The organism is Actinosynnema sp. NPDC050436 (assembly GCF_040655415.1).
In the GTDB taxonomy this organism is placed as follows: domain Bacteria; phylum Actinomycetota; class Actinomycetes; order Mycobacteriales; family Pseudonocardiaceae; genus Actinosynnema.
Window position 1 is genome coordinate 38949 of sequence record NZ_JBFAJV010000020.1, and the last position, 21918, is coordinate 60866.

Annotated in this window: 16 protein-coding genes; 12 read left to right on the top strand and 4 right to left on the bottom strand. The window is 74.8% G+C overall.

Going from position 1 to position 21918, the window contains the following annotated elements:
• Positions 1–45 precede the first annotated feature (45 nt).
• Positions 46–3831, top strand: coding sequence for a S8 family serine peptidase (locus AB0I60_RS33465; protein WP_360737153.1), 3786 nt, complete (start codon positions 46–48; stop codon positions 3829–3831).
• Between the two features lie 15 nt (positions 3832–3846).
• On the opposite strand, the gene AB0I60_RS33470 is transcribed toward AB0I60_RS33465, so the two are convergent.
• Positions 3847–4812, bottom strand: coding sequence for a helix-turn-helix domain-containing protein (locus AB0I60_RS33470; protein ID WP_360737156.1), 966 nt, complete (start codon positions 4810–4812; stop codon positions 3847–3849).
• Between the two features lie 161 nt (positions 4813–4973).
• Between AB0I60_RS33470 and AB0I60_RS33475 the strand changes: the two genes are divergently transcribed.
• The 5 genes from AB0I60_RS33475 to AB0I60_RS33495 all read left to right on the top strand — a co-directional run bounded on the left by AB0I60_RS33475 (position 4974) and on the right by AB0I60_RS33495 (position 9867).
• Complete coding sequence (locus tag AB0I60_RS33475) at positions 4974–5192, top strand: hypothetical protein (RefSeq protein ID WP_360737158.1); 219 nt, start codon at positions 4974–4976, stop codon at positions 5190–5192.
• Positions 5193–5244: 52 nt separating this feature from the next.
• Positions 5245–6915 carry a DUF885 domain-containing protein gene (locus AB0I60_RS33480; RefSeq protein ID WP_360737160.1) on the top strand — a complete coding sequence of 557 codons (1671 nt, stop codon included), beginning with the start codon at positions 5245–5247 and terminating at the stop codon, positions 6913–6915.
• A 129-nt stretch (positions 6916–7044) separates the two neighbouring features.
• Positions 7045–7596: a YdeI/OmpD-associated family protein gene (locus tag AB0I60_RS33485; protein ID WP_360737162.1), complete on the top strand. Its 552-nt coding sequence runs from the start codon at positions 7045–7047 to the stop codon at positions 7594–7596.
• A gap of 466 nt (positions 7597–8062) precedes the next feature.
• Positions 8063–9211 carry a histidine kinase gene (locus tag AB0I60_RS33490; protein WP_360737165.1) on the top strand — a complete coding sequence of 383 codons (1149 nt, stop codon included), beginning with the start codon at positions 8063–8065 and terminating at the stop codon, positions 9209–9211.
• Positions 9208–9867, top strand: a complete 660-nt coding sequence (locus tag AB0I60_RS33495; RefSeq protein WP_360737168.1) for a response regulator transcription factor — start codon at positions 9208–9210, stop codon at positions 9865–9867. Before AB0I60_RS33490 ends, AB0I60_RS33495 begins: the two co-directional genes overlap by 4 nt.
• A gap of 42 nt (positions 9868–9909) precedes the next feature.
• Here AB0I60_RS33495 and AB0I60_RS33500 read toward each other — a convergent pair whose 3' ends face one another.
• Positions 9910–11424: an alpha/beta hydrolase gene (locus AB0I60_RS33500; RefSeq protein WP_360737172.1), complete on the bottom strand. Its 1515-nt coding sequence runs from the start codon at positions 11422–11424 to the stop codon at positions 9910–9912.
• Between the two features lie 352 nt (positions 11425–11776).
• Here AB0I60_RS33500 and AB0I60_RS33505 point away from each other — a divergent pair, with 352 nt between their 5' ends.
• Complete coding sequence (locus AB0I60_RS33505) at positions 11777–13744, top strand: hypothetical protein (RefSeq protein WP_360737174.1); 1968 nt, start codon at positions 11777–11779, stop codon at positions 13742–13744.
• A complete protein-coding gene (locus AB0I60_RS33510) occupies positions 13741–15348 on the top strand; it encodes an ABC transporter substrate-binding protein (RefSeq protein ID WP_360737177.1) in 1608 nt (535 codons plus the stop codon). The genes AB0I60_RS33505 and AB0I60_RS33510 overlap by 4 nt, the downstream gene beginning before the upstream one ends.
• Before the next feature lie 144 nt (positions 15349–15492).
• Here AB0I60_RS33510 and AB0I60_RS33515 read toward each other — a convergent pair whose 3' ends face one another.
• Together AB0I60_RS33515 and AB0I60_RS33520 are read right to left on the bottom strand one after the other, a co-directional pair.
• On the bottom strand, positions 15493–17064 hold the full coding sequence (locus AB0I60_RS33515; protein WP_360737179.1) for a S8 family serine peptidase: 1572 nt from the start codon (positions 17062–17064) through the stop codon (positions 15493–15495).
• Between the two features lie 97 nt (positions 17065–17161).
• A complete protein-coding gene (locus AB0I60_RS33520; RefSeq protein ID WP_360737182.1) occupies positions 17162–18721 on the bottom strand; it encodes a S8 family serine peptidase in 1560 nt (519 codons plus the stop codon).
• A gap of 197 nt (positions 18722–18918) precedes the next feature.
• Here AB0I60_RS33520 and AB0I60_RS33525 point away from each other — a divergent pair, with 197 nt between their 5' ends.
• The 4 genes from AB0I60_RS33525 to AB0I60_RS33540 all read left to right on the top strand — a co-directional run bounded on the left by AB0I60_RS33525 (position 18919) and on the right by AB0I60_RS33540 (position 21890).
• Positions 18919–19830: an exopolyphosphatase gene (locus tag AB0I60_RS33525; protein ID WP_360737184.1), complete on the top strand. Its 912-nt coding sequence runs from the start codon at positions 18919–18921 to the stop codon at positions 19828–19830.
• A 12-nt stretch (positions 19831–19842) separates the two neighbouring features.
• Positions 19843–20220: an STAS domain-containing protein gene (locus AB0I60_RS33530; protein WP_360737186.1), complete on the top strand. Its 378-nt coding sequence runs from the start codon at positions 19843–19845 to the stop codon at positions 20218–20220.
• Between the two features lie 203 nt (positions 20221–20423).
• Complete coding sequence (locus AB0I60_RS33535) at positions 20424–20927, top strand: GNAT family N-acetyltransferase (RefSeq protein WP_360737188.1); 504 nt, start codon at positions 20424–20426, stop codon at positions 20925–20927.
• A 42-nt stretch (positions 20928–20969) separates the two neighbouring features.
• A complete protein-coding gene (locus AB0I60_RS33540; protein WP_360737190.1) occupies positions 20970–21890 on the top strand; it encodes a sensor histidine kinase in 921 nt (306 codons plus the stop codon).
• The last annotated feature ends 28 nt before the right edge of the window (positions 21891–21918 follow it).

Below are 21918 nucleotides of genomic sequence, written 5' to 3' on the forward strand. Positions count from 1 at the left end.
TGAAAGCCGGCTCATCCTCGGACTCCCTGCCACCGAGGAGGCCAGATGTCCACGCGTGTCCGAACGGGCTTCGGCGCGGCCCTGCTGGTCGCCGCCCTGGTCCAGACCGGTCCGCCCCCTGCGGCCGGCGCACCCGGGCCGACCGGTCCCGCTGCGGCGGGACCCGTGCACCGGGTCACCCTGATCACCGGCGACGTCGTGTCCTACCACCAGACCCCGGGCACCGTCCGGGTCGACCCCGCGCCCCGCGCGGACGGTGCCGCGCCCGCCTTCGGGACGGTCACCACCCGCGAAGGCGTGTTCGTGTACCCGTCCGACGCGATGCCGCTGGTGTCCGGCGGCGAGCTCGACCACTCCCTGTTCAACGTCACGGCCCTGGTCGCGGACGGCCGCCAGGACGACGCCACCGACCGGATACCGCTGATCGCCGAGCCCGACGGCCGGCAGGCCCTGTCCGCCTCCCTGGCCGTGCGCGCGGTGCTGCCGGGCGCGGGCGCGGTCGCGGTCGGCGTGGACAAGGCGCGGGCACCGGAGTTCTGGCAGTCGCTGACCGCCGGCCGGCTCGGCCTGTCGAAGATCTCGTTGGACCGCAAGGTGAAGGTCCAGTTGGACCGCAGCACCAAGCAGGTCGGCGCACCGGCCGCGTGGGAGCGCGGGCTGGACGGCCGGGGCGTGAAGGTCGCCGTGGTGGACACCGGGGTCGACGCGCGGCACCCGGACCTCGCGGGCCGGGTCGCCGCCGCCGAGGACTTCAGCGGCGACGGCGACGCCACCGACCACAACGGACACGGCACGCACGTCGCGTCCACCATCGCGGGCGACGGCAAGGCGTCCGGCGGGCGCTACCGGGGTGTCGCACCGGCGGCAACCCTGTTGTCCGCCAAGGTGTTCGGCCAGTCCGGCGAGGGTGACACCTCGCAGGTGATGGCCGGCGTCGAGTGGGCGGTGGCACAGGGCGCGGACGTGGTCAACCTCAGCCTCGGCGCGGGGCCGACCGACGGCATGGACCCGCTCAGCGGGCTGATCGACCGCCTGTCGGCGAAGACCGGCACGCTGTTCGTCGTAGCAGCGGGGAACGCGGGACCGGCCGACCGCTCGGTCACCACGCCGGGCGCGGCGTCCTCCGCGCTCACCGTGGGCGCGGTGGACCGCGAGGACCACCTGGCCTGGTTCTCCAGCCGGGGCCCGCGCCTGCGGGACGCGCTGGCGAAACCGGAGATCGTCGCGCCGGGCGTGGACATCGTCGCCGCGCGGGCGGCGGGCACCTCACTCGGCACGCCCGTGGACGAGAACTACACCACGTCGTCCGGCACGTCGATGGCCACCCCGCACGTCGCGGGCGCGGCGGCGCTGCTGGCCCAGCAGCACCCCGACTGGACCGGCCAGGCGATCAAGGACGTGCTGGCGTCGACCGCGAAGGACGTCGGCGCGAAGTGGTACGAGCAGGGCGCGGGCCGGCTGGACGTGGCCCGCGCGGTCTCCCAGCGGACCACCGGCCAGGCGTCGGCGAGCTTCGGCAAGGTCGAGGGCACCGCGCCGGCGAACCGGAACGTGACCTACACCAACGGGGGCGACGCCCCGGTGTCGCTCGGCTTGGCGCTGCGGGTGGACTCCTGGGACGGCGCCCCGCCGCCGGCCGCCGCGATGAAGCTCGCCCGCGCGGACGTGCGGGTGCCGGCGCACTCGACGTCCACCACGACCGTCACGGTCGACCCGGACGAGGGGCCGCCGGGCGTCTACGGCGGCACGATCGTCGCCACCGCACCGGACGGCGGCACGATCCGCACCCCGGTCAGCACCTACAACGCGCCGCCGCTGTTCCCGGTGTCGCTGAAGGTGCTCGACGTCTCCGGAGCGCCCGCGAAGCAGGCCGTGGCGCAGATCATCGACGACTCGCAGGGCGTCGGCCACCGCAACGACCCGTTCGCGGGCGAGGTGGCCACCCGGGTCGACCTGGTGGACGGCGCGGGCCGGGTGTCGCTGCCCGCCGGGTCGTACTCGGCGCTGGGCTGGACGATGGAGCGCACCCTCACCACCCGCCGCTGGACCGGGTTGAGCGCGGCCGAGGTGAAGGTGGACCGCGCCACCTCGATCACCCTGGACGGCCGCGCGGCGGTGCCGGTCGGGCTGTCCACCACCTCGCGCACCGACCAGCGCGACCGCACGGTGGTGCTGCGCCGCGTGCTGCCGGCGGTGCCCGGCGCACCGGGGCTGATCACCGAGGTGGGGGTGAGCGCCGGCACCACCGGCTGGGACGTCCGGGTCACCCCGTCCGCCCCCGCCCGGGTGGGCGCGGTCTCGTTGCAGGACCAGGCGTCACTGGGCCGGGCGGCGGTGGACCTCGCGGTCGCCGGGCGCGCGTTCGAGCCGGTCTTCGACCTGGCGGCGGCCGTGGCGTGGCCGGGCGCGCACCGGGTGGCCGTGGTGCCGGCCGACGCGCCGGACGTGCGGGACAAGGTCGCGCTGGTGAAGGTGCCGGTGCCGCCGGGGGTGGCCGACCCGGTCGGCCCGGTCAACGCGGCGGCGGCCACCGCCGTGCGGAACGCGGCGGCGGCGGGCGCGGTCGCGGCGATCACCTACGTCGACGCGCCGGGCGCGCTGCCGCTGGTGCCGCTCACCGGCCTGCCGATCCCGGCGTTCTCGTTGGGCAGCGCGGACGCGGCGGCGGTGCGCGGCGACGCGGAGATCACCGTGCGGCCCGCGCCGGACGCGATGTTCAACCTGAACGTGGTGGACCGGGACGGGGTCCCGGCGGACCACGTGCGCCGGTACGCGCCCGACCAGCTCGTGGCGACGAAGACCTCCTACCACGCCGACCGGCCGGGCGTGATCGGCCAGAAGACGTGGTACGCGTTCCCGGACGGGCTGTGGAAGGCGCAGTTCGCGCAGGGCGTGCGGCTGCCGTTCCCGGGTTCCTGGACCGAGTACACCGGCCCGGGTGACGACACCGTGGTGTGGAAGCGGGTGGCGACCTCGTCGGCGACGAAGGCCGCGCTGTCGCTGACCCGGTTCTCGGTCTACCGGCCCGGCGAGCGGGAACGGCCGGAGGAGCACTGGTTCCGCGCGCCGCTGCACGCCTCCCCGGTCGAGCTGGAACCGGACCACCCGGGCCGCCGGGCCGACCAGGGCGGCCGGTGGGGCGTGCTGTGCTCCCAGTGCCGGGAGGGCGACCTGTTCACCCCGGCGCTCCAGTGGGTCGACGGCGGCGCGTACGTCAGCCCGCACGAGAACTCGAAGTACTTCGCCACCACCACCGCCCGGCTGTTCCGGGACGGGCAGGAGGTCCAGCCGGTGACCGGCCCGTACGCGCTGTTCCCCCGGTTCCCGATGGCGCCCGGGACGGCCGCGTACCGGTTGGACGTGGTGGACGTGCTCGCCGGGCCCGGCTTCCCCGGTGCGCCCAGCACGCCGCTGCTCGGGCACGCCCGGCGCACCGAGACGTCGTGGTCGTTCACCTCGGCGCGGTCCTCGGAGGCGCCGCCGACCGGCTACGTCTGCCAGGACGGCGACCGGTGCTCGTTCCAGCCGCTGATCGCGCTGGACTACCGGCTGCCGCTGGACGTGCGGAACACGTTGACGGGCAGGAAGTTCGACGTCGCGGCGGCCTCGCACACCGGGGCGCGCGGTGCCGGACCCGTGGTGTGGCTGCGGGTCTCGTGGTCGACGGACGGCAGGACGTGGACCGACGCGCCGACCGCGCCCACCGGGCAGGGCGTGTGGACGGTGGACGCGCCGGCCGTGTCCGGCGACGTCTGGCTGCGCGCGGAAGCGCGGGACAGCCGGGGCAACGCGGTGCGGCAGACGGTGCAGGAGGCGTACCGGAGCCCGTGACCCGCCGGGCGGCGGTCAGCCGGGCGGGGTGACCCGCACCCACCCCTTGGCCGCCGCCCGCAGCCCGGCCTGGAACCGGGTCTGCGCGCCCAGCGCCGCCATGAGGTCGCTCAGGCGGCGCTGGAACGTGCGGTAGCTCAACCCGAGCTGCTTGGCGATGCTGCGGTCGGGCATCCCGGTGGTGAGCAGCGCCAGCAGCCGGGCGTCCTGGGTGGACAGCGTGCCGTGGTTGTGCACCGCGAGCGGGAGCGCCTGCCGCCACAGGCTCTCGAACAGCGCGCCGAGCGCGTCGAGCAGCGTGCAGGGCCGCACCACCAGCGCGGTGCCCAGCTCGGGGGCGGCCGAGTCGAGCGGGATCAGGCCCAGGTGCGCGTCGACCAGGATCATCTTCAGCGGCGCGTCGGGCACCACCCGCGCCTCCTCCCCCAGGGCCAGGCCGGCTTCCAGGTCGTCGTCCATCGAGTGCAGCTCCAGCGCCGTGCGGTCGTAGACGCCCCGGAACCGGACGCCACGGTCGAGCAGCTCGCGCTCCACCGGGTGCAGCACGGTCGGCGGCTGCGCGTACGGCGGTTTGTCGACGAACCGCACCTCCTGCCGGGCCGAGCGCATCAGCTGGCCCGCGCGCCGGGAGATCTCGCCGCTGCCGCGCACCACCTCCAGCAGCGCCGCCGGGTCCGTGCCGCGCACCGCGCGGCGGTGCCGCTCCTGGAACTCCGCGCGCAGCAGCCGCACCTTCTCCAGGTCCTTCTGCTTGCGCACCAGCAGCCCGCCGAACGCGACCTCCGGCGCGACCGCCGCGAACCGGGCGGGCCGGCCGGGCAGCCGGGTGACCAGTTCCAGGTCGACCAGGCGGCGCAGCACCGCGCCCGCCCGCGCCGCGCCCAGGCCGAGCCGCTCGCCCAGGTCGGTCGCGGTGCGCGGCTCGTCGAGCAGCACCCGGTACGCGTCGACGTCGATCGGGCGCAGGTCGTCCTCGGTCATCGCCGGGCCTCCTCAGCGTCGGCACCCATGCTGGCAGACCCCGCGCCGACCCGGCCTCGCCCGCGCCGGGCGGCCCGGCGGCGGGCGTCACCCGGCACGGGCGAGGCGCACCGCGCCCGGCCACCGCGACGATCGGACCCCTTGCTGCGGAAGGAGTCCCGGTGACGCGGAATCGCCCGAAGCGCCGGCTGCTGGTCCTGGCCCTCGTCCTCGCGCTCGTCCCGCCGACCGCGTGGCGGGCCGGCGGGGAGGTGCCCTGCGGCACCGGCGCGGTGGCGCTGGCGCTGTTCCTCCCCCTGGCCGTGCCGGGGTGGTTGGCGCGCGTGGCGCGGATCGCAGCGGTGGAGGCGGACCCTCCTTGTGACGCCGGCCCGCCCTAGGGGTCGGCCACTACCCTGCCGACCACGAGAACCGTTTCCCCGAGGGGGCACTGTGACCGACGAGCGGCTCGCCGACCTGGCGGCGGACTACTTCCAGGACGGCATCGAGACCGACCCGTTCGCCGCCACCACCTACGGCGTCGCCGGGTACGACGGCGACGTACCCGATCCGAGCCGGGACGCCGACCGGCGGCGCGTCGACCGGCTGGACGGCTTCCGGCGCAGGCTGGACGCGATCGACCCGCAGGGGCTGACCGGCCAGGACGTGGTGACGCACGCGATGCTGGACCGGCTGCTGCGCGACCAGCGGGCCGAGCTGGCGAGCGGCTTCGGCATCGGCACGGCGGAGATCGCGGTGTCGGCGAGCCTGGTCGGCGTGCAGAGCCAGGTGTTCGGCTCGGTGCCGGTGGTGCGCCTGACCACCGCCGGGAACACCGAGGACTACCTGCGCCGGCTGGAGGGCCTGGGCGGGTACTTCGACGCGGCCGGCGAGCGCTACCGGGAGGCCGGCGCGGACGGGCGGCACCCGACCGCGACGGGCGTGCGCCAGGCGGTGGAGCAGCTGCGCGGCTACCTGGCCTCGGACCTCGCGGACGACCCGTTCCTGCGGCCCGCGCGCGGCGACGACGCGACCCGGGTGGCCGAGGTGGTGCAGCGGACCGTGCGGCCGGCGCTGGCCCGGCTGGCCGGCACGCTCACCGACGCGCTGCTGCCCGTCGCGCGGGACGACGAGCACGTCGGCATGTGCTTCGTGCCCGGCGGCGAGGAGGCGTACGCGGCGTCGCTGCGCGCGCACACCACCACCGAGCTGCCGCCCGAGGAGATCCACCGGATCGGGCTGGCCCGGCTGGCCGAGGTGCACGAGGAGGTCGCGGAGCTGGGCTCGCGGCTGTTCGGCACGGCCGACGTGGCCGAGGTGCTGCGCCGGCTGCGCGACGACGAGGAGCTGCGCTTCGAGTCCGCCGACGAGATCGTGGCGTGCGCGGTCGCGGCCCTGGAACGCGCGCAGGGCGTGCTGCCCCGGTACTTCCGCCACTACGAGATCGCGCCGTGCGTGGTCGAGGCGATGCACCCGGCCGAGGCGGCGGGCTCGGTGCTGGGCTACTACCGGCCGCCGGCCGACGACGGGTCGCGGCCCGGCGCGCACGTGGTGAACACGCACGAGCCCCACAAGCGGCCCCGGTTCGAGTACGAGGCGCTGGCGTTCCACGAGAGCGTGCCGGGGCACCACCTGCAGATCGCGCTGGCCCAGTCGCTCAAGGACATCCCGGACTTCCGGCGGTTCGCCTACGTGACCGCGCACGCGGAGGGCTGGGGGCTCTACACCGAGCGGCTGGCCGACGAGATGGGCCTCTACACCGACGACCTGAACCGGATGGGGATGCTGTCCTTCGACGCCTGGCGGGCGTGCCGGCTCGTGGTGGACACCGGGATGCACCACGCCGGGTGGTCGCGGGACCGGGCGCTGGCGTTCCTGCGGGACAACACCGCCGCGACGGAGTCCAACGTGCGCAACGAGATCGACCGGTACATCGCGTGGCCGGGGCAGGCACCGGCCTACCTGCTGGGCCGGCTGCACATCGAGGGCCTGCGGACCCGGGCGGAACGCGCCCTGGGCGACCGGTTCGACCTGCGCGACTTCCACCACCAGGTGCTGTCCAACGGGGCCGTACCGCTGAGCGCGCTGACCGACATCGTGGACCGGTGGATCACGCCGGCCTGACCTCCCCGCCGCCGCTCGCGGTCGGCGGTGCGGCGTGCGCCGGGAATGCGCGGTGCGCCGGGAAAGTGCGCAGAGGATGAGCACTTTCCCGGCGCAGGATGGGTGCCACACCGAGCACCGGAGGACACCGTGGATTCCCTCGACCTCGCCGACGCCGCCCAGTGGGAGCAGTGGCTCGCCGCCCACCACCGCGAGTCGGACGGCGTGTGGCTGAAGATCGCCAAGAAGAACTCGGGCAGGACGTCGGTGACGATCACCGAGGCGCTGGACGGCGCGCTGTGCCACGGCTGGATCGACGGCCGGCGGCGCGGCCTGGACGACGACCACTACCTCCAGCGCTACTCACCGCGCCGGGCGGGCAGCACGTGGTCGCAGGTCAACGTGGCCAAGGCGGAGGCGCTGATCGCAGCGGGCCGGATGCGCGACGCGGGCTGGGCCGCCATCCGCGCGGCCCAACGGGACGGCCGCTGGGCCGCCGCGTACGAGCCGCAGGCCACCGCCACCGTCCCGGCCGACCTGACCGAAGCCCTCGACCACGCCCCGACCGCCCGCGAGCGGTTCGCCGCCCTGGACCGCACCCGGCGCTACGCCCTGCTCCTGAGCCTGATGAAGGCCCGCACCGCGACGGCCCGGACCACCCGGCTGGCCCGGATCGTCGCCGATCTGGACCGCCCGGCCTGAACCGGCGACCCAGCGGGGTGCGGTTGGTCGTCTAACGCGTGTTTCAAAGCTGATGTGACCGCAGGTGGGTCGTTGTTACAGACGCAGCGAGGTCTCCAGTGGAGGGGCTGACGACCAAGAAAACCCGCAGACGACAGCTCATCGACGGCATCCGGTAGCGGACACGGGTCGGCTGCCCGTGACGGGACGTCGCTGCGGCCCACGGCCCCTGGCAAACCGTGTACGAACTGTTCCGGCGGTGGTCGACGAGACCTGGAACCGTTCGGCCGCGCGTCGCAGCGGCCAGCCCTCGTCCACGACACACCGGGCAAGACGCAGCCTGCCCGCCGGAGTCAGCGGTGCGTTAGCGTCGGACCGACCACAACCTCCCAGGGCAGTACAGCTAGTCCTGCGGGCGTAGGCCGGACGGTCGGAGGTCCGACTCCGGACCGAGGTCCGGCCGGCGGGGCGTACCTATAGTGACGGCGTGTCGGGCGCGCTGGTCTACTCCTGGATGCGCGGGAACGCCGTGGTGGTCGACTGCGTCGCCGCGTTCGTGCTCGCGTCGGCGTGTTGCGGTTTCGGGGTGGTCGTCGGCGCGGGGTTCGCGTACTTCCTGTTCTCGCTGCTGCTCTGCCTGCCGCTGGCCGTGCGGCGCGTTGCGCCCGTGTGGTGCGCTGGTGCGGTCTTCCTCGTCGCGTTCGCGCAGTGGGTGACCGTGCGGGACGGTGTCGGCGCGTTGCCCGCCGACCTCGCCGTCCCCCTCGCGGTGCACGCGGTGACCGCGCACGGACCGCCGTCGTGGGGGCGGTTCTCGTTGGGGGCCGGGCTGTTCGGTGCGGTGCTGGGCGGTGTCGGGTGGCCGCAGCTCGACGTGCCCCTGTCCGCCCACGTGCTCACCGGCGGGTTCCTGGCGAGCACCGTGCTGGCCGCGTGGGCGGTCGGCGGGCTGCACCGGGCCCGGCACGACCGGGTGGCGGCGCTGGCCGAGCGCGCCCGGCTGCTGGAGGTCGAGCGGGAGCAGCGGGACCGGCTCGCGGTGCTGGCCGAGCGGGGGCGGATCGCCCGGGACGTGCACGACGTCGTGGCGCACTCGCTGTCGGCGGTGATCGCGCAGGCCGACGGCGGCCGGTACGCGGCCGACGCGGGTGCCGCCGCGCTGGTGGCGATCGGCGACTGCGCGCGGCAGGCGCTGGCGGAGACCCGGCGGGTGCTGGGGGTGCTGCGGGACGGGCCGGTGGAGGTGCTGCCGCAGCCGGGCGTCGAGGACGTGCCGGGGCTGGTCGAGCGGGTCCGCGCGAACGGGCTGGAGGTGCGGCTGGAGTTCCGGCCGCCGGGCGCGGTGCCGCCCGGGGTCGGGTCGGCGGTGTACCGGATCGTCCAGGAGGGGTTGACGAACGTGGTGAAGCACGCGGGCGGCGGGGCTCGGGCGGAGGTCTCGGTCCGGGCGGAGGCCGGCGTGGTGGCGGTGGACGTGGTGGACGACGGGAGGGGCCCCGCGCCGGGCGACGGCGGCGGCCTCGGGCTCGTCGGGATGCGGGAGCGGGTCGCGGTGCACGGGGGCTCGGTGGCGTTGACGGCGCGGCCGGCCGGCGGCGCGGCGCTGTGCGCGCGCATCCCGGTGGTGGCGCGGTGACCCCGGTGCGGGTGCTGCTGGTCGAGGACCAGGAGCTGGTGCGGACCGGGCTGCGGATGGTGGTCGACTCGCAGCCGGACCTGGAGGTGGTCGGCGAGGCCGGCGACGGGCTGGCCGGCGTGCGGGAGGCCCGGCGGCTGCGGCCCGACGTGGTCCTGGTGGACGTGCGGATGCCGGTGCTGGACGGGATCGAGGCGACCCGGCGGGTGGTGGCGCTGCCGCACCCGCCGAAGGTCGTGGTGCTGACCACCTACGACCTCGACGAGCACGCGCTGGCCGCGATCCGGGCCGGTGCCCACGGCTTCCTGCTCAAGGACGCGCCGGCCGAGGACCTCTTGCGCGCGGTGCGGGCGGTGCACGCGGGGGACGCGGTGATCGCCGCGTCGACCACCCGGCGGCTGCTCGACCACCTGGCCCCGGCGCTCGACCCGGCCGCCGCGCGCGCCGTCGCGGCGCTGACCGGGCGGGAGCGGGAGGTGCTGGTGGCCATGGCCCGGGGCTGGCCCAACGCGGAGATCGCCGCCCGGCTGTCGGTGGCCGAGGGCACGGTGAAGACGCACGTCGGCAACATCCTGGCCAAGCTGCACGTCCGGGACCGGGTGCAGGCGGTGGTGACCGCGTACGAGGCGGGGCTGGTCCGGCCCGGCGGTCGCTGACCACCGGGCCGGGTCCTGCCGAACCGGCCGGGCCGGCCCCGGTCAGGCCGGGCAGGTGACGTCGGCGGCCGGGAGGACGCCGTCGAGCAGGTAGCGCTCCACCGCGCGGTCCACGCACGCCGCACCGGCGAACCCGTGCACGCCGTGCCGGAACGCGCCCGCCAGCGTGACCATCCGCGAGCCGCTCAACGCCCGGTGCAGCGTGAGCTGGCCCCGGTACGGCGTGACCGGGTCGCCGCTCGCGCCCACGATCAGGGCCGGGTGGGCGTTGCCGACGGCGGTGGGCGGCTCGACCGGGGCGGTCGGCCAGAACGCGCAGGGCGTGATGTCCCGCGCGAGCGGGCCGTAGAGGGGTTCGGCGGCCTGGTGCGCCCGGATGTCGCGGTAGTAGGACTCGGGGTCGCGGGACGCGGCGCGGTCCGCGCACTTGTTGGCCTCGCCGGCGCTGAAGCCGAACGCGGCGCTCACGCCCGGGTCGTCGTAGAGGGCGAGGATCTGCGCCAGGTCCGGCGTGGGCGTGACCGGTGCTCCGCCGGCGGCGTCGCGCAGCACGCGCACCCGCGCGCTGAACGCCGCGTAGGAGGCGTCGCTGTCGTCGACGGTGAGCAGCAGACCGGGCAGGGTGGCCGCGTCGACCCGGTGGTCGCCGACCCGCAGCGGTCGGCGGGTCGCCGCCCGGCGGACCTCTTCCACGGTGTCGAGCACGCGCGCCGCCGTGCCGCCGAGGCCGTACTCGGCATCGTGGGCGGCGGCCCAACCCGCCCAGTCCTCCAGCGCCGCCGCGTCGGCCGGACCGGTCTCGCGGGTCACGGCCGGGCCGTAGGCGTCGGGGTCGAGCGCGCTGTCCAGCACGACCCGGTCGGCGCGGCCGGGGAACATCTGGAGGTACACCGCGCCCAGGTAGGTGCCGTAGGACCAGCCCAGGTACGACACCCGGCGCTCGCCGAGCACGGCGCGCACCACGTCCTGGTCGCGCGCGATGTTGCGGGTGGACGCGTGCGGCAGCAGGTCGCGCCGGCCCGCGCAGCGGGCGGCCAGGTCCTCGGCCACCGCCGCGCTGCGGTCGAACGACGCGCGGTCGGGACTGGCGGACTGCGCGCTGCGCAGGTACCGGCCGGTGGGCCAGCCGCACTCCAGCGGGGTGCTGCGGCCGAAGAACCGGGGGTCGATGCCGATCAGGTCGTAGCGCGCGGCGAGCTGCGGCGAGTTCTCCGCGACGAACGACACGCCGTCGCGCGACGGGCCGGGTCCACCGGTGTTCACGACCAGCGGGCCGAGCCGCGCCGCGCCGTCCGTGGCGGGACGGCGGGCCACGGCGACGGTGATCGTCCGGCCGCCCGGTTTGCGGTAGTCGAGCGGCACGACGACTTCGGCGCACCGCGCGCCCACCGCGTCCAGCCGCGCGCCGACCTCGTCCTCCGGACCCGTCCGGCAGCCGTGCCAGTCGACGGCCTGCTGTTCGGACGGGGTCGGTCGGACCGGGTCGGCGGCGGCGGGCGGTGCCCCGACCGCGAGGACCGCTGCCACGGCCACCGCCCTCTCGGCGATTCGGTTCATGGGATGTCCGTTCGTGGTGGGGTTCGTGCGTTCACCCGGACGCTAGGAACGATCACCGCGCGGGACATCGCCGTGGAGTCGGAATCCGCCGGCGCGCGGCTGCCACCGGGGTCGCAGGCGCACTGCTCCCTGAGGGGCGGACGCGGCTCCACCAGCGGACTTTCCGCAATAGAGCGGGAAGTCACCGGCTACCGAGGGTGCCGCAGTGCCGACGAACGGGTGAAGCGCCGGCGGCGGGCGGACTCGTTCCGGGTGAATCGGCTGCCGGACGGAGCACCGCGATCACGCCGGCCGCTAGCGTCCGGCCATCGTGCGCGGATCGCGTTCTCCGGGCTATCGGAAAGGGCCGACGGTGTTCGTGGGGCGGACCGAACTGCTCGACCTGGTGGACCGGCTGGTCGCGGTGCCGGACGCCGGGAGCAGACCCGTGCTGGTCGTCGAGGGGGTCGGCGGCAGCGGGCGGACGGCGCTGCTGGGCCAGGTCGCCGACACCTGGCACGGCCGGACGCCGCGCGTGCTGGTGCGGCCGAGGCTGCGCGAGCACGCCCGCGCCGGCGACCGGGCGGTCCGGCCGGTGGTCGCGGCGGTCATGCTGGGGCTCAGCGAGGCGGTGCCCTACTACCGGCTGTCGTTCGAGCGGGTGCTGCTCGCCCAGATCGCCATCGAGACCGACACCACCGGCCTGTCTCCCGACGACGCGCGGGCCCGGCTGCGCGCCGCCGACCTGGCCTACCGGGACCGGGCCGCGCTGGCCGACCTGACCCGCCGGCTGATCGGCGTCGCGGGCGACCTGGTCGGCGGCCTGGCCGCGCCGGGCGCGGAGATCGCCCAGTCGGCCGCCAACCAGCTCGCCGACTACGTGGTCGGCCGGTTGCAGCGGTCGCGGTGGCTGTCCCGCCGGGTGTGGAGCGCGGAGGCGCTGGACTGGTTCGGCCACCGGGGGCAGGGCCTGGGCAACGACGCCGAGCTGGTCCGGCTGGAGCTGGGCGCGCACGCGGCCGGTGACGACCCGGTGGTGCGGCGCGGCGTGGACGACCTGCTGGTGGCCGCGCTGCTGGCGGACCTGCGGCACAGCCTCGCCGGCATGGCCAACCGGCCGGCCAACGCGGTGGTGCTGCTCGACGACGGCGACACCCCGTCCGCGACGGCGTTCGTCGGCGCGGTGCTGCGGGTGCGGCGGGCGCTCGCGGCCACCCGCAACAGCCCGGACGGGCGGTTGCCCGACCCGTTGACGCTCGTGGTCACCAGCGGCGGCGCGCTGGTGGCGGAGCTGACCGGCGCGCTGCCCGCGCCCGCGCACGCCGTGGAGCCCGCGCTCGCCGACCTGCCGGACGCCGGCTGGTGGCTGCGGGTGACCTCGGCGGACCTGACCTCCGACGACGTGATCCAGCTCGCCCGGGACCGGCTGTGGGCGGCCGGGCCGATCGCCGAGACGATCGGGCTGGCCGTGCACTGGCTGACCGCCGGTCACCCCGAGGCCACCCGCGCGGTGCTGGACCGGCTGCACGACGAACCCGCCCTGGTGCACGACGTGGACCGGCTGCTCGACGGCCCGGGTCCGGGTGCCGGGCGGCTGGGCGACCACCTGCTGGGGCTGTTCGCGCGCGGGCTGTCGGCCACCATGGACGACGACGCGACCCTGCGCGAGGCGCTGGTCACGCTGTCGGCCGCGCGGCACCTGGCGGAGGCGGAGTCCCTGGTGGCGCTGCTGCCCGCGCCGCTGGGCCTGGAGTCGGCGCTGTTCACCTCGCCGACGCTGTGGTCGCCGCCGGACGCCCCGCCCGACGCGCGCCGGCTGCACCCGCTGGCCCGCTACCTGGGCCTGCGGGCGCTCGCGGCCAGGCGGCCGGAGCCGGAGGACGCGCGGCCGGACGCCCGCCGGGCCGGCGACGGGCGGCGCGGGCCGACGTGGGACGAGGTCGTCGGCGTGCTCGCCTCCGGGCCGTCCGCGCACCCGCACCACCGGCTGCTGCTCGGGGACCGCCGGGGCGTGGCCGGGGAGCTGCTGGACCTGCTGCCGACGCTGCCGACCGCGCGGTGGCTGGAGCTGTTCGACGCCGTGGTCGCCACGCCCGACCTGCGCCGCCGGGACTTCGCCGAGGTCTGCGCGCGCGGCGAGGGCGACACCCCGGCCGGCCACCTGTTCCGGCTGCTGGGCGTGGTGCCCGTGCTGGAGCACGACCCGCGCGTCTCGGCCCGCGAGCGGCTGGCCGAGCTCAAGGACCTGGAAGAGGTCGACTACCGGGCGCTCGCGCCCAAGGCCCAGGACCCGGCGGCGATGATCCGGCGGGCCGTGCGACGGGGAGGGCGACGCGGATGACGCGCGCAGTGGCACCGCGCCACCGGTTCCTGGTGCTGCCCCGGCGCGGCCGGCCCGCGCCGAGGTGGACCGACTGGTGGCGGCTCGCGGCGGCGGTCCTGGTGGTGGCCGCGCTGGTGGCGGGGTTCGCCGCGGCGCCCGTGCTGGGACCGAGGTTCGCCTGCCGCGACGGGTGGCCCAGCGCCGACCGGTGGGAGTCCGGCGGGGTGTGCGTCGGGCTCAGCGAGGGGCCGTACGCGTTCGGGCTGCCCGGGTTCGAGCCCGTGATGCGGGTGATCGCCGAGCAGAACGCGAGCGCCGACCAGTGCGAGCCGAACGGCACGCCGGTCACCGTCGGCGTGCTGCTGACCCTGACCGACCCGTTCGCGGGGTCGCGCGCCCGGCACGAGCTGGAGGGCGTGGCGGCCGGGCAGCGGCGGGCCAACGGCCCCGGCTGCCTGCACCCGGTGCGGCTGCTGGTGGGGCACGTCGGCCAGTACGCCGACCCGACAGCCGCCGTGGAGGTCGCGCGGCGGCTGGCCGACCGGCCCGAGGTGGTCGCGGTCGCCGGCGTCGGGCTCAGCCACCAGCACACCGCCGAGGTGGCGGACCTGTTGGCGCGCAACCGCATCCCGATGGTCGCCGACCTGGTCACCGCCGAGGGGTTCGACCAGAGCGGTTCGGCCGCCGACGAGCCGAGCTTCGCCGGCTGCGACCAGGACAGCACCTACCCGCGCGGCGTCGGCAAGGACTACTACTACCGGGTGGCGTTCCGCGCGGCGGCGCAGATCGCCGAGCTGGGCAAGGCCGTCGCCGCCGAGCCGACCTTCCTCATGGTGCCGACCGGCGGCTCCGACCCCTACACCTGCACCGCCCTGCCGCTGATGCAGAAGCGCTTCGGCAACGACCTGGTCGAGGTGAAGTTCGACTCCGACGAGCCGAGCACGGTGGCGCAGACGGCGAAGCGGCTGTGCTCGGTGCCGGGTGAGGTCAGCGTCGCCTACATCGCGCGCGGCCGGGACATGGGCCGGTTCCTGAACAGCCTGGACAGCGCGTTCGGCGACGGCCAGTGCGCGGCGGACTCGGTGACCGTGCTCAGCACCTCGGACAGCAACCGCGTGCGGACCGCCGAGGACGACCCGGTGCTGGAGAGCCTGCGCCTGGGCGGGCTGTCCTCGGACACGTTCACCGGCGGCCGGGTGCGGCTGCTGTGCACGCTGGTGTCCGGCGCGGACGGCTCGGGCGTCGACCACCCCGACTTCGCCGAGTTCGAGCGCCACTTCACCGACGCGGGCTTCGACGTCGCCCACGTGGACGACGGCTGGGCGGTCAACGCCTACGACGCGGTGGCGACCGTGGCGGCGGCCCTGCGGACCCTGCCCGCGTCCCGGCAGGTGCTGCGCGGCCAGGTCAACACGGCGATCAGCGGCTTCTCCACGGCGCAGGAGTCGGTGGCGGGCGCCGGCGGTCCGATCACGTTCGACAACAGCGGCAACCGGACGGGTGCGCCGCCGGCCGTGGTGCGGATCTGCCCGATCCCGGCACCGCGTCCCGGCGCGCAGCCGCAGCGGGTGGAAACGGTGGCCGTGCGGGCGAACGAACCGGTGCCCAACTGCCCCAAGTGACCCGCTGCCGCCGGGAGTGCCGGCGAACCGGTGCCCCGCAAGCGCTTGCGAGCGTCACGGGCAGGACGTGCGGCAGCGGGGCGGCGTCCACAACCCGAACGCCGCCCCGCCTCACCCGCACCTGTCAGTTGGTCTCCGGTTCTTCTAGAAGGTGATGCTCCATCCGTCCACGGTGCCGGTGTCGTAGGAGTAGACGTCGGTCACGCGCAACTTCCACGTGCCGTTCTTGTTCTCCGACCCCGTGTCCACCGTGAAGGTCTCGTGGACCCCACCCGCCGAACCCACACCGCCGGCCTTGCGGAGCACGATCGCATTCCCGCTCGGACCGACCAGATCGATCGCCAGATCACCGGTGTACGAGTGGTTGATGTCCACCTTCACCGACGTCGACACCGAACCCGCACCATCACAACCCGACACCGTCACACTGCTCGACACCGCCGAACCCGCATCCGGAATCGCCACGTCATCGGTGTTCGAGCCGCCCGAGCACGGCGGGTTGGGCACGTCGCCGCCGAAGTCGGCCGTGTAGAGCAGCTTGTTCGGCGAACCCGAGCCGGGGTTCTTCACCACGCCGTTGGTCGCTTTGTCGGTCAGCGCCTTGAGCACCTGCGCGGGCGTGGCCGACGGGTTGCCCGCGAGGTAGAGCGCCGCGCCGCCCGCCACGTGCGGCGAGGCCATGGACGTGCCGCTCATGTTGGTGCTGCCGGTGTCGCTGGAGTTGCTGGTCGACGTGATGTTGTTGCCGGGCGCGAAGATGTCGACGCACGAACCGTAGTTCGAGAACGATGCCCGGTTGTCGTTGTTGTCGGTCGCGCCGACCGACACGACGTTGGTGTTGCGGGCCGGGCCGGTGTTGCACGCGTCGGCCGAGCTGTTGCCCGCCGCGACCACGAACGTGACGCCCGCCGCCGTCAGCCGGGTGATCGCGTCGTCACCGATGCCGGGGGTGTCGAAGGTGAAGCTGCCGTTGACCACGGCGGGCTTCACCGCGTTCTTGGCGATCCACTCGATGCCCTCGACGCCGTCCGAGTCCGGGGCGCTGCCGCCGCAGCCCAGGATGCGCACCGCGACCAGCTTGGTCTTCTTGGCCACGCCCCAGGTCTTGCCGCCGATCGTGCCGGACACGTGCGTGCCGTGGCCGTTGCAGTCCTGCGCCTCCGGGTCCTCGTCCACGAAGTCGTAGCCGTAGCTCGCGCGGCCCTCGAAGTCGCTGTGGGACTTGCGGATGCCCGAGTCGAGCACGTACGTGGTGACGTTCGACGCGGTGGTGTTGTAGGTGTACTTGGTGTCCAGCGGCAGGTTCTTCTGGTCCACGCGGTCGATGCCGTAGGTGGCGTTGCTCTGCGTGTCGGCGGCCTTGGCCGTGCCGTCCTGGAAGACCCGCTTGACCGCCGGGTCGGCGGCCAGCTTGCGGGCCTGGCCGTCGGACAGGTCGCGCACCAGGAAACCGCGCATGGCGACGGAGAACACGGTCTTGAGCCGGCCGCCGTAGCGGCCCACGAGGTGTTCGGACGTCTGCTGGATCTGCGCCTGGATCTGGGCCTGGCCGGTGGCACCGCCCTGCGGCACGTCCTTGAGCGAGACCAGGAAGCTGCCCGCGAACGGCTGACGCGCCTTGACGTAGTCGGCTTCCGCCTGGGCCGACGCCGGAGGCGTCAGGCCGAGGGCGGCCAGGGCGGCGATGACCGCCACGGCCCGGAGTGGTGTTCCCATGATCTTGTTCCTCCACGAGCACAGGGGTGGTGCGAGCCCCGGCGGGGTCGCCGGGGATCGCCCGATCGAGAGGGACTACCGGTAAAGCGGGAGCGGATCAGAAGGAGATCGACCAGCCGTCGACCGTGCCGGTGTCGTAGGAGTAGACGTCGGTCACGCGCAGCTTCCACGTGCCGTTCTTGTTCTCCGAACCGGTGTTCACCGTGAAGGTCTCGTGGACCCCACCCGCCGAACCCACACCGCCGGCCTTGCGGAGCACGATCGCATTCCCGCTCGGACCGACCAGATCGATCGCCAGATCACCGGTGTACGAGTGGTTGATGTCCACCTTCACCGACGTCGACACCGAACCCGCACCATCACAACCCGACACCGTCACACTGCTCGACACCGCCGAACCCGCATCCGGAATCGCCACGTCATCGGTGTTCGAGCCACCGGAGCACGGGCTCGGGCCACCGTCGCCGATGAACCCGGTGTACAGCAGCTTGTTCGGCGAGCCGGAACCCGGGCTCTTCACCGCGCCGCTGGTGGCGTTGTCGGTCAGCGCCTTGGCCACCTGGGCCGGCGTGGCCGAGGTGTTGCCCGACAGGTACAGCGCAGCCGCGCCCGCCACGTGCGGCGTCGCCATCGAGGTGCCGCTGATGGAGTTGGTGCCGCCGTTGTTCCACGTCGAGGTGATCCCCGTGCCGGGCGCGAAGATGTCCGTGCACGACCCGTAGTTGGAGAACGTCGACCGCGTGTCGGAGCTGTCCGTGGCGTTGACCGTGATCGCCTCGGGCGTCCGCGCGGGCGAGGTGGAGCACGCGTCCTTGTTGTCGTTGCCCGATGCCACGGCGAAGGTGACACCGGCCGCGACGGCCTTCTTGACCGCGTTGTCCACCGAGGAGTCGGCGCCGCCGCCGAGGCTCATGTTCGCCACGGCCGGCTTGACGGCGTTCTTGGCGACCCAGTCGATGCCGCCGATGACCTGCGACCACTCGCCCTGGCCCTGGCAGTTCAGCACCCGGACGGCGACCAGCCTGACGCCCTTGGCGACGCCGTAGGTGGTGCTGCCGATGGTGCCGGCGACGTGCGTGCCGTGGCCGTTGCAGTCCTGGGCGACCGAGTCGTTGTCGATGAAGTCGTAACCGTCGACCGCACGCCCGCCGAAGTCGCTGTGCGCCTTGTGGATGCCGGTGTCCACGACGTACGCGGTCACGTTGGACGCGGTGTTGGCGTAGTTGTACTTCTTGTCCAGCGGCAGGTTCTTCTGGTCGACCCGGTCCAGGCCCCAGGTCGGGTTGTCCTGCACCCCGGACGCCTTGGCGATGCCGTCCTGCTCCACGTAGTCGACCGCCGGGTCGGCGGCGAGCCTGCGCGCCTGGGCCTCGGTCATCGCCACCGAGAAGCCGCGCAGGGCGGCCGTGTAGGTGAGCTTGACCTTGCCGCCGTACTTCGCGGCGAGGTCACCGGCCTTGGCCGGGGCCTGCTGCGCGCCGACCGCGCTGTCCTTGAACACCACGATGTAGGCGTCCTTGACCGCGCCGGGTGCGCCCGCGCCGCGGATGGAGCCCTCCGCCGCGTACCCGTAGCCGTAGCCCACGCCTGCCATCAGCGCCGCCGTCGCCAGGCACGCGGTCACGACCCGTCGCGGGGTCGAGCGATCCTGTCGCATGGGGTGTACTCCGTTCCACTCGGCCGCCATGCAGGGGTCGGTGACGACTGGCGGCCCTGTGATTTCCACCTTCGGGCGACGCGCTACCCCGAACAATCCGGGTAGTAGTACGTAGGGCTACGCAAATAAGCGTGGTTTCACCCGATGTCACCGTGGGAACCCCGGGGCTTCGAAAGAGTGGGCGGTGGCGGTAACGGATGTCCGGACCAGGTCAGGTCGGCGTGCTCGACGTCGGCTGCTTCAGCGCGCACCTCGTCGTGGTGGGCGACCCGGCGTTGCACCCCGTGCTGTCGCACAAGACCCGACTGCGACTCGACCTCAGTCTGGACGGGAACGCCGGGGTTCGCAGGTCGGGGGTGGACCAGGTGGTCGCGGCGGTGAGCGAGGCGCGGCACGTCGCGGAGCGCGCGGGTGTGCGCGAGGTGCTGCCCTGGGCCACGTCGGTGCTGCGGGACGCGCCCAACGCCGCCGAGGTGTTCGCCGAGGTCGAACGCCGCACGGGGGTCGCGCTGCGATCGCTGTCGGGCGTCGAGGAGGCCCGGTTGGCCTACCTGGCGGCCCGGCGCTGGTTCGGCGAGGACACCGGCCCGATGCTCGTGCTCGACATCGGCGGCGGCACGGTCGAGGTGGCCGCCGGGTCGGCCGGCGAGCCGGTGCTGTCGGCGACGCTGCCCTGCGGCGCGCGCACCCTGTCCCGCTGCCCGGTGGAACCGGCCGAGCTGCGGTCGGCGGTGCTCGACGCGTTCGCCGGGCTGGGCGACCTGCGAGACCACTTCGCGGTCGGCTGCTCCAAGGTCTTCCAGCAGCTCGCCCGGCTCTCCGGCGCGCGCCCGCAGCGCGACGGGCCGGAGGTGCGCAGGTCGCTGCACGTCGCGGACCTGCGCAAGTGGGCGCGCCGGCTGGCCGCGATGACCGAGCGGGAACGCGCGCGCCTGCCGGGCATCTCCCGCCACCGGGCGGGGCAGAGCGCGGCGGGCGCGGTGGTGGCCGAGGCGCTGATGACGGCCGCGGGGCACGACGAGGTGGTCATCTGCCCGTGGTCGACGAGGGAAGGACTGCTGCTCACCCTGCTCGGGGCGGGCGACGACGAGATCTGCCGGGTGGCGTGAGGGGACCAGGGAATGCTGGCGTTGTCGGTCGAAGCCCACCGGACGGGGTGCGCGGTGGTGGTGGCGACCGGGGAGCTGGACCTCGCGGGGGCCCGCCGGGTGCTGGACAAGCTGGACCGCCTGGTGACCGAGGGCAAGGACCGGATCGTGCTGGACATGTCCGGCGTGGCGTTCTGCGGCGCGCAGGCGATGAGCGCGCTGGTCCGGACCAGGGCGCGGGCCCAGCGCGCGGGCGGCTGGCTGCGCCTCGCGGCCGTGCCCCCGCACGTGCGGCGGGTGTTCGGCAAGATGGACCTCGACCGGCTGTTCCCGCACTTCCCGGACGTGACGGCCGCCGCTGCGGGCCGTGCGATCCCGGACCAGCGCTCGGGCCCGACCGAGCCCCGATGACCGGCGGACCCCGACCGCCCCGGAACGCGCCGCGAGGAACCTGCTCGCGGCCGGTGCCGGCGACCGGCGGCGGACGGCTCGTCGCGGCCGGCGAGCCGGGTGGCACCCGCGACCGGCCACGGCGGCAGCGCCGGTCGGCGCGCTGCGGCCGGCCGAGCGGCAATCGGGTTGAGCGCGTGCGGCCGGCGTCCGATCATCCGGGGGTGGAGATCCGACCTGCCCGGCCCGACGAGTTCCCCCTCCTCCAGCAGATCGAGGACGCCTCCGGCGCCCCGTTCCGCGAGCACGGGATGCCCGAGATCGCCGACGACGACCCCATGCCCCTCGACGTGCTCGCCCGCCTGCACGTGTGGGTGGCCTGCGACCCCGATCCGGTCGGCTGGGTCGCCGCCGGGGAGGTCGACGGGTACGCGCACGTCGAGCAGGTCAGCGTGCACCCCGACCGGGCCCGGCGCGGCATCGGCGCGCGGCTGCTCGACCACGTCCAGGAATGGGCGGCGGGTCGGGACCTGGCCGGCCTGACGCTCACCACCTTCCGCGACATCCCCTGGAACGCCCCCTACTACGAGCGCCTGGGCTTCCGGGAGATCGAGCCCTCGCCGGGCCTGGCGGCGATCGTGGCCGAGGAGGCGGAACGCGGGTTGGACCCGGTCAGCCGCGTGTGCCTGCGCCGGAGGTCCGGCGGGGGCGTTCACAGGAGATACTGAGGGCGCAGACCTCCCGCAGGCCGACGTTCGGAGGCTCCACCAGTGGTCGATTTCGTGCACGAGGCGCTGCTCTACCGCGACGCGGACGAGTACGTGGCGGGCACCGTGCCGTTCGTGCTCGACGGGTTGTCGGCGGGCGAACCGGTGCTGGTGACCGTGCCCCAGGCGAACGTCGACCTGTTGCGGCGCGCGCTGGGCACGCGCGCGGACCGCGTGGAGTTCCTGGACATGGCGCGCGCCGGGCGCAACCCGGGCCGGCTGATCCCGGGCGTGCTGGCCTCGTTCACCGACGGCGGTCGCGGCGGCCGGGTGCGGATCGTGGGCGAACCGGTGTGGTCCGGTCGGACGGAGCTGGAGTACCCCGCCTGCGTCCAGCACGAGGCGCTGGTCAACACCGCGTTCGAGGACCGGCCGGCGTGGATGCTGTGCCCCTACGACGTGGCCGCGCTGGCCCCGTCGGTGCTGTGGGACGCCGAGACCACGCACCCGGTGGTGGTCGAGGGCACCCGGCGGCGGGCGAGCACCGGCTACCGCGACCCGTTCGTCACGGTCGAGGAGTTCAACCGCCCGCTGCCACCGCCCCCGCCGGACGCGGTGGAGCGGCGGTTCGACGTCGACAGCCTGATCGACACCCGGCACGCCGTGGCGGCGTTCGCGCGGGACGCCCGGCTGTCCGAGGAACGGGTCGAGGACCTGGTGCTGGCGGTGAACGAGCTGGCCACGAACAGCGTGGTGCACGCGGACGGGCGCGGGTCGGTGCTGCTGTGGCGCGAGGGGACGGCAGCGGTGTGCGAGGTGCGCGACCGGGGCCGGCTGGCGAACCCGATGGTCGGCCGCCGGCACCCCGGGCCGTCCGCGCACGGCGGCTACGGCGTGATGCTGGTGAACCTGCTGTGCGACCTGGTCCGGGTGCACACCCGCGAGGACGGGACGGCGGTCCGCGTCTACCTCGACGTGCGCTGACCGCACCGCCGGCAGCCGGGCCGGGTGG

What these genes read in the sequence shown, in the direction of transcription:
- AB0I60_RS33465 (WP_360737153.1), top strand. Translation starts at nt 46, where the DNA reads ATGTCCACGCGTGTCCGAACGGGCTTCGGCGCGGCCCTGCTGGTCGCC.
- AB0I60_RS33530 (WP_360737186.1), top strand. Translation starts at nt 19,843, where the DNA reads ATGCTGGCGTTGTCGGTCGAAGCCCACCGGACGGGGTGCGCGGTGGTG.
- AB0I60_RS33525 (WP_360737184.1), top strand. Translation starts at nt 18,919, where the DNA reads ATGTCCGGACCAGGTCAGGTCGGCGTGCTCGACGTCGGCTGCTTCAGC.
- AB0I60_RS33470 (WP_360737156.1), bottom strand. Translation starts at nt 4,812, where the DNA reads ATGACCGAGGACGACCTGCGCCCGATCGACGTCGACGCGTACCGGGTG.
- AB0I60_RS33510 (WP_360737177.1), top strand. Translation starts at nt 13,741, where the DNA reads ATGACGCGCGCAGTGGCACCGCGCCACCGGTTCCTGGTGCTGCCCCGG.
- AB0I60_RS33515 (WP_360737179.1), bottom strand. Translation starts at nt 17,064, where the DNA reads ATGGGAACACCACTCCGGGCCGTGGCGGTCATCGCCGCCCTGGCCGCC.
- AB0I60_RS33500 (WP_360737172.1), bottom strand. Translation starts at nt 11,424, where the DNA reads ATGAACCGAATCGCCGAGAGGGCGGTGGCCGTGGCAGCGGTCCTCGCG.
- AB0I60_RS33520 (WP_360737182.1), bottom strand. Translation starts at nt 18,721, where the DNA reads ATGCGACAGGATCGCTCGACCCCGCGACGGGTCGTGACCGCGTGCCTG.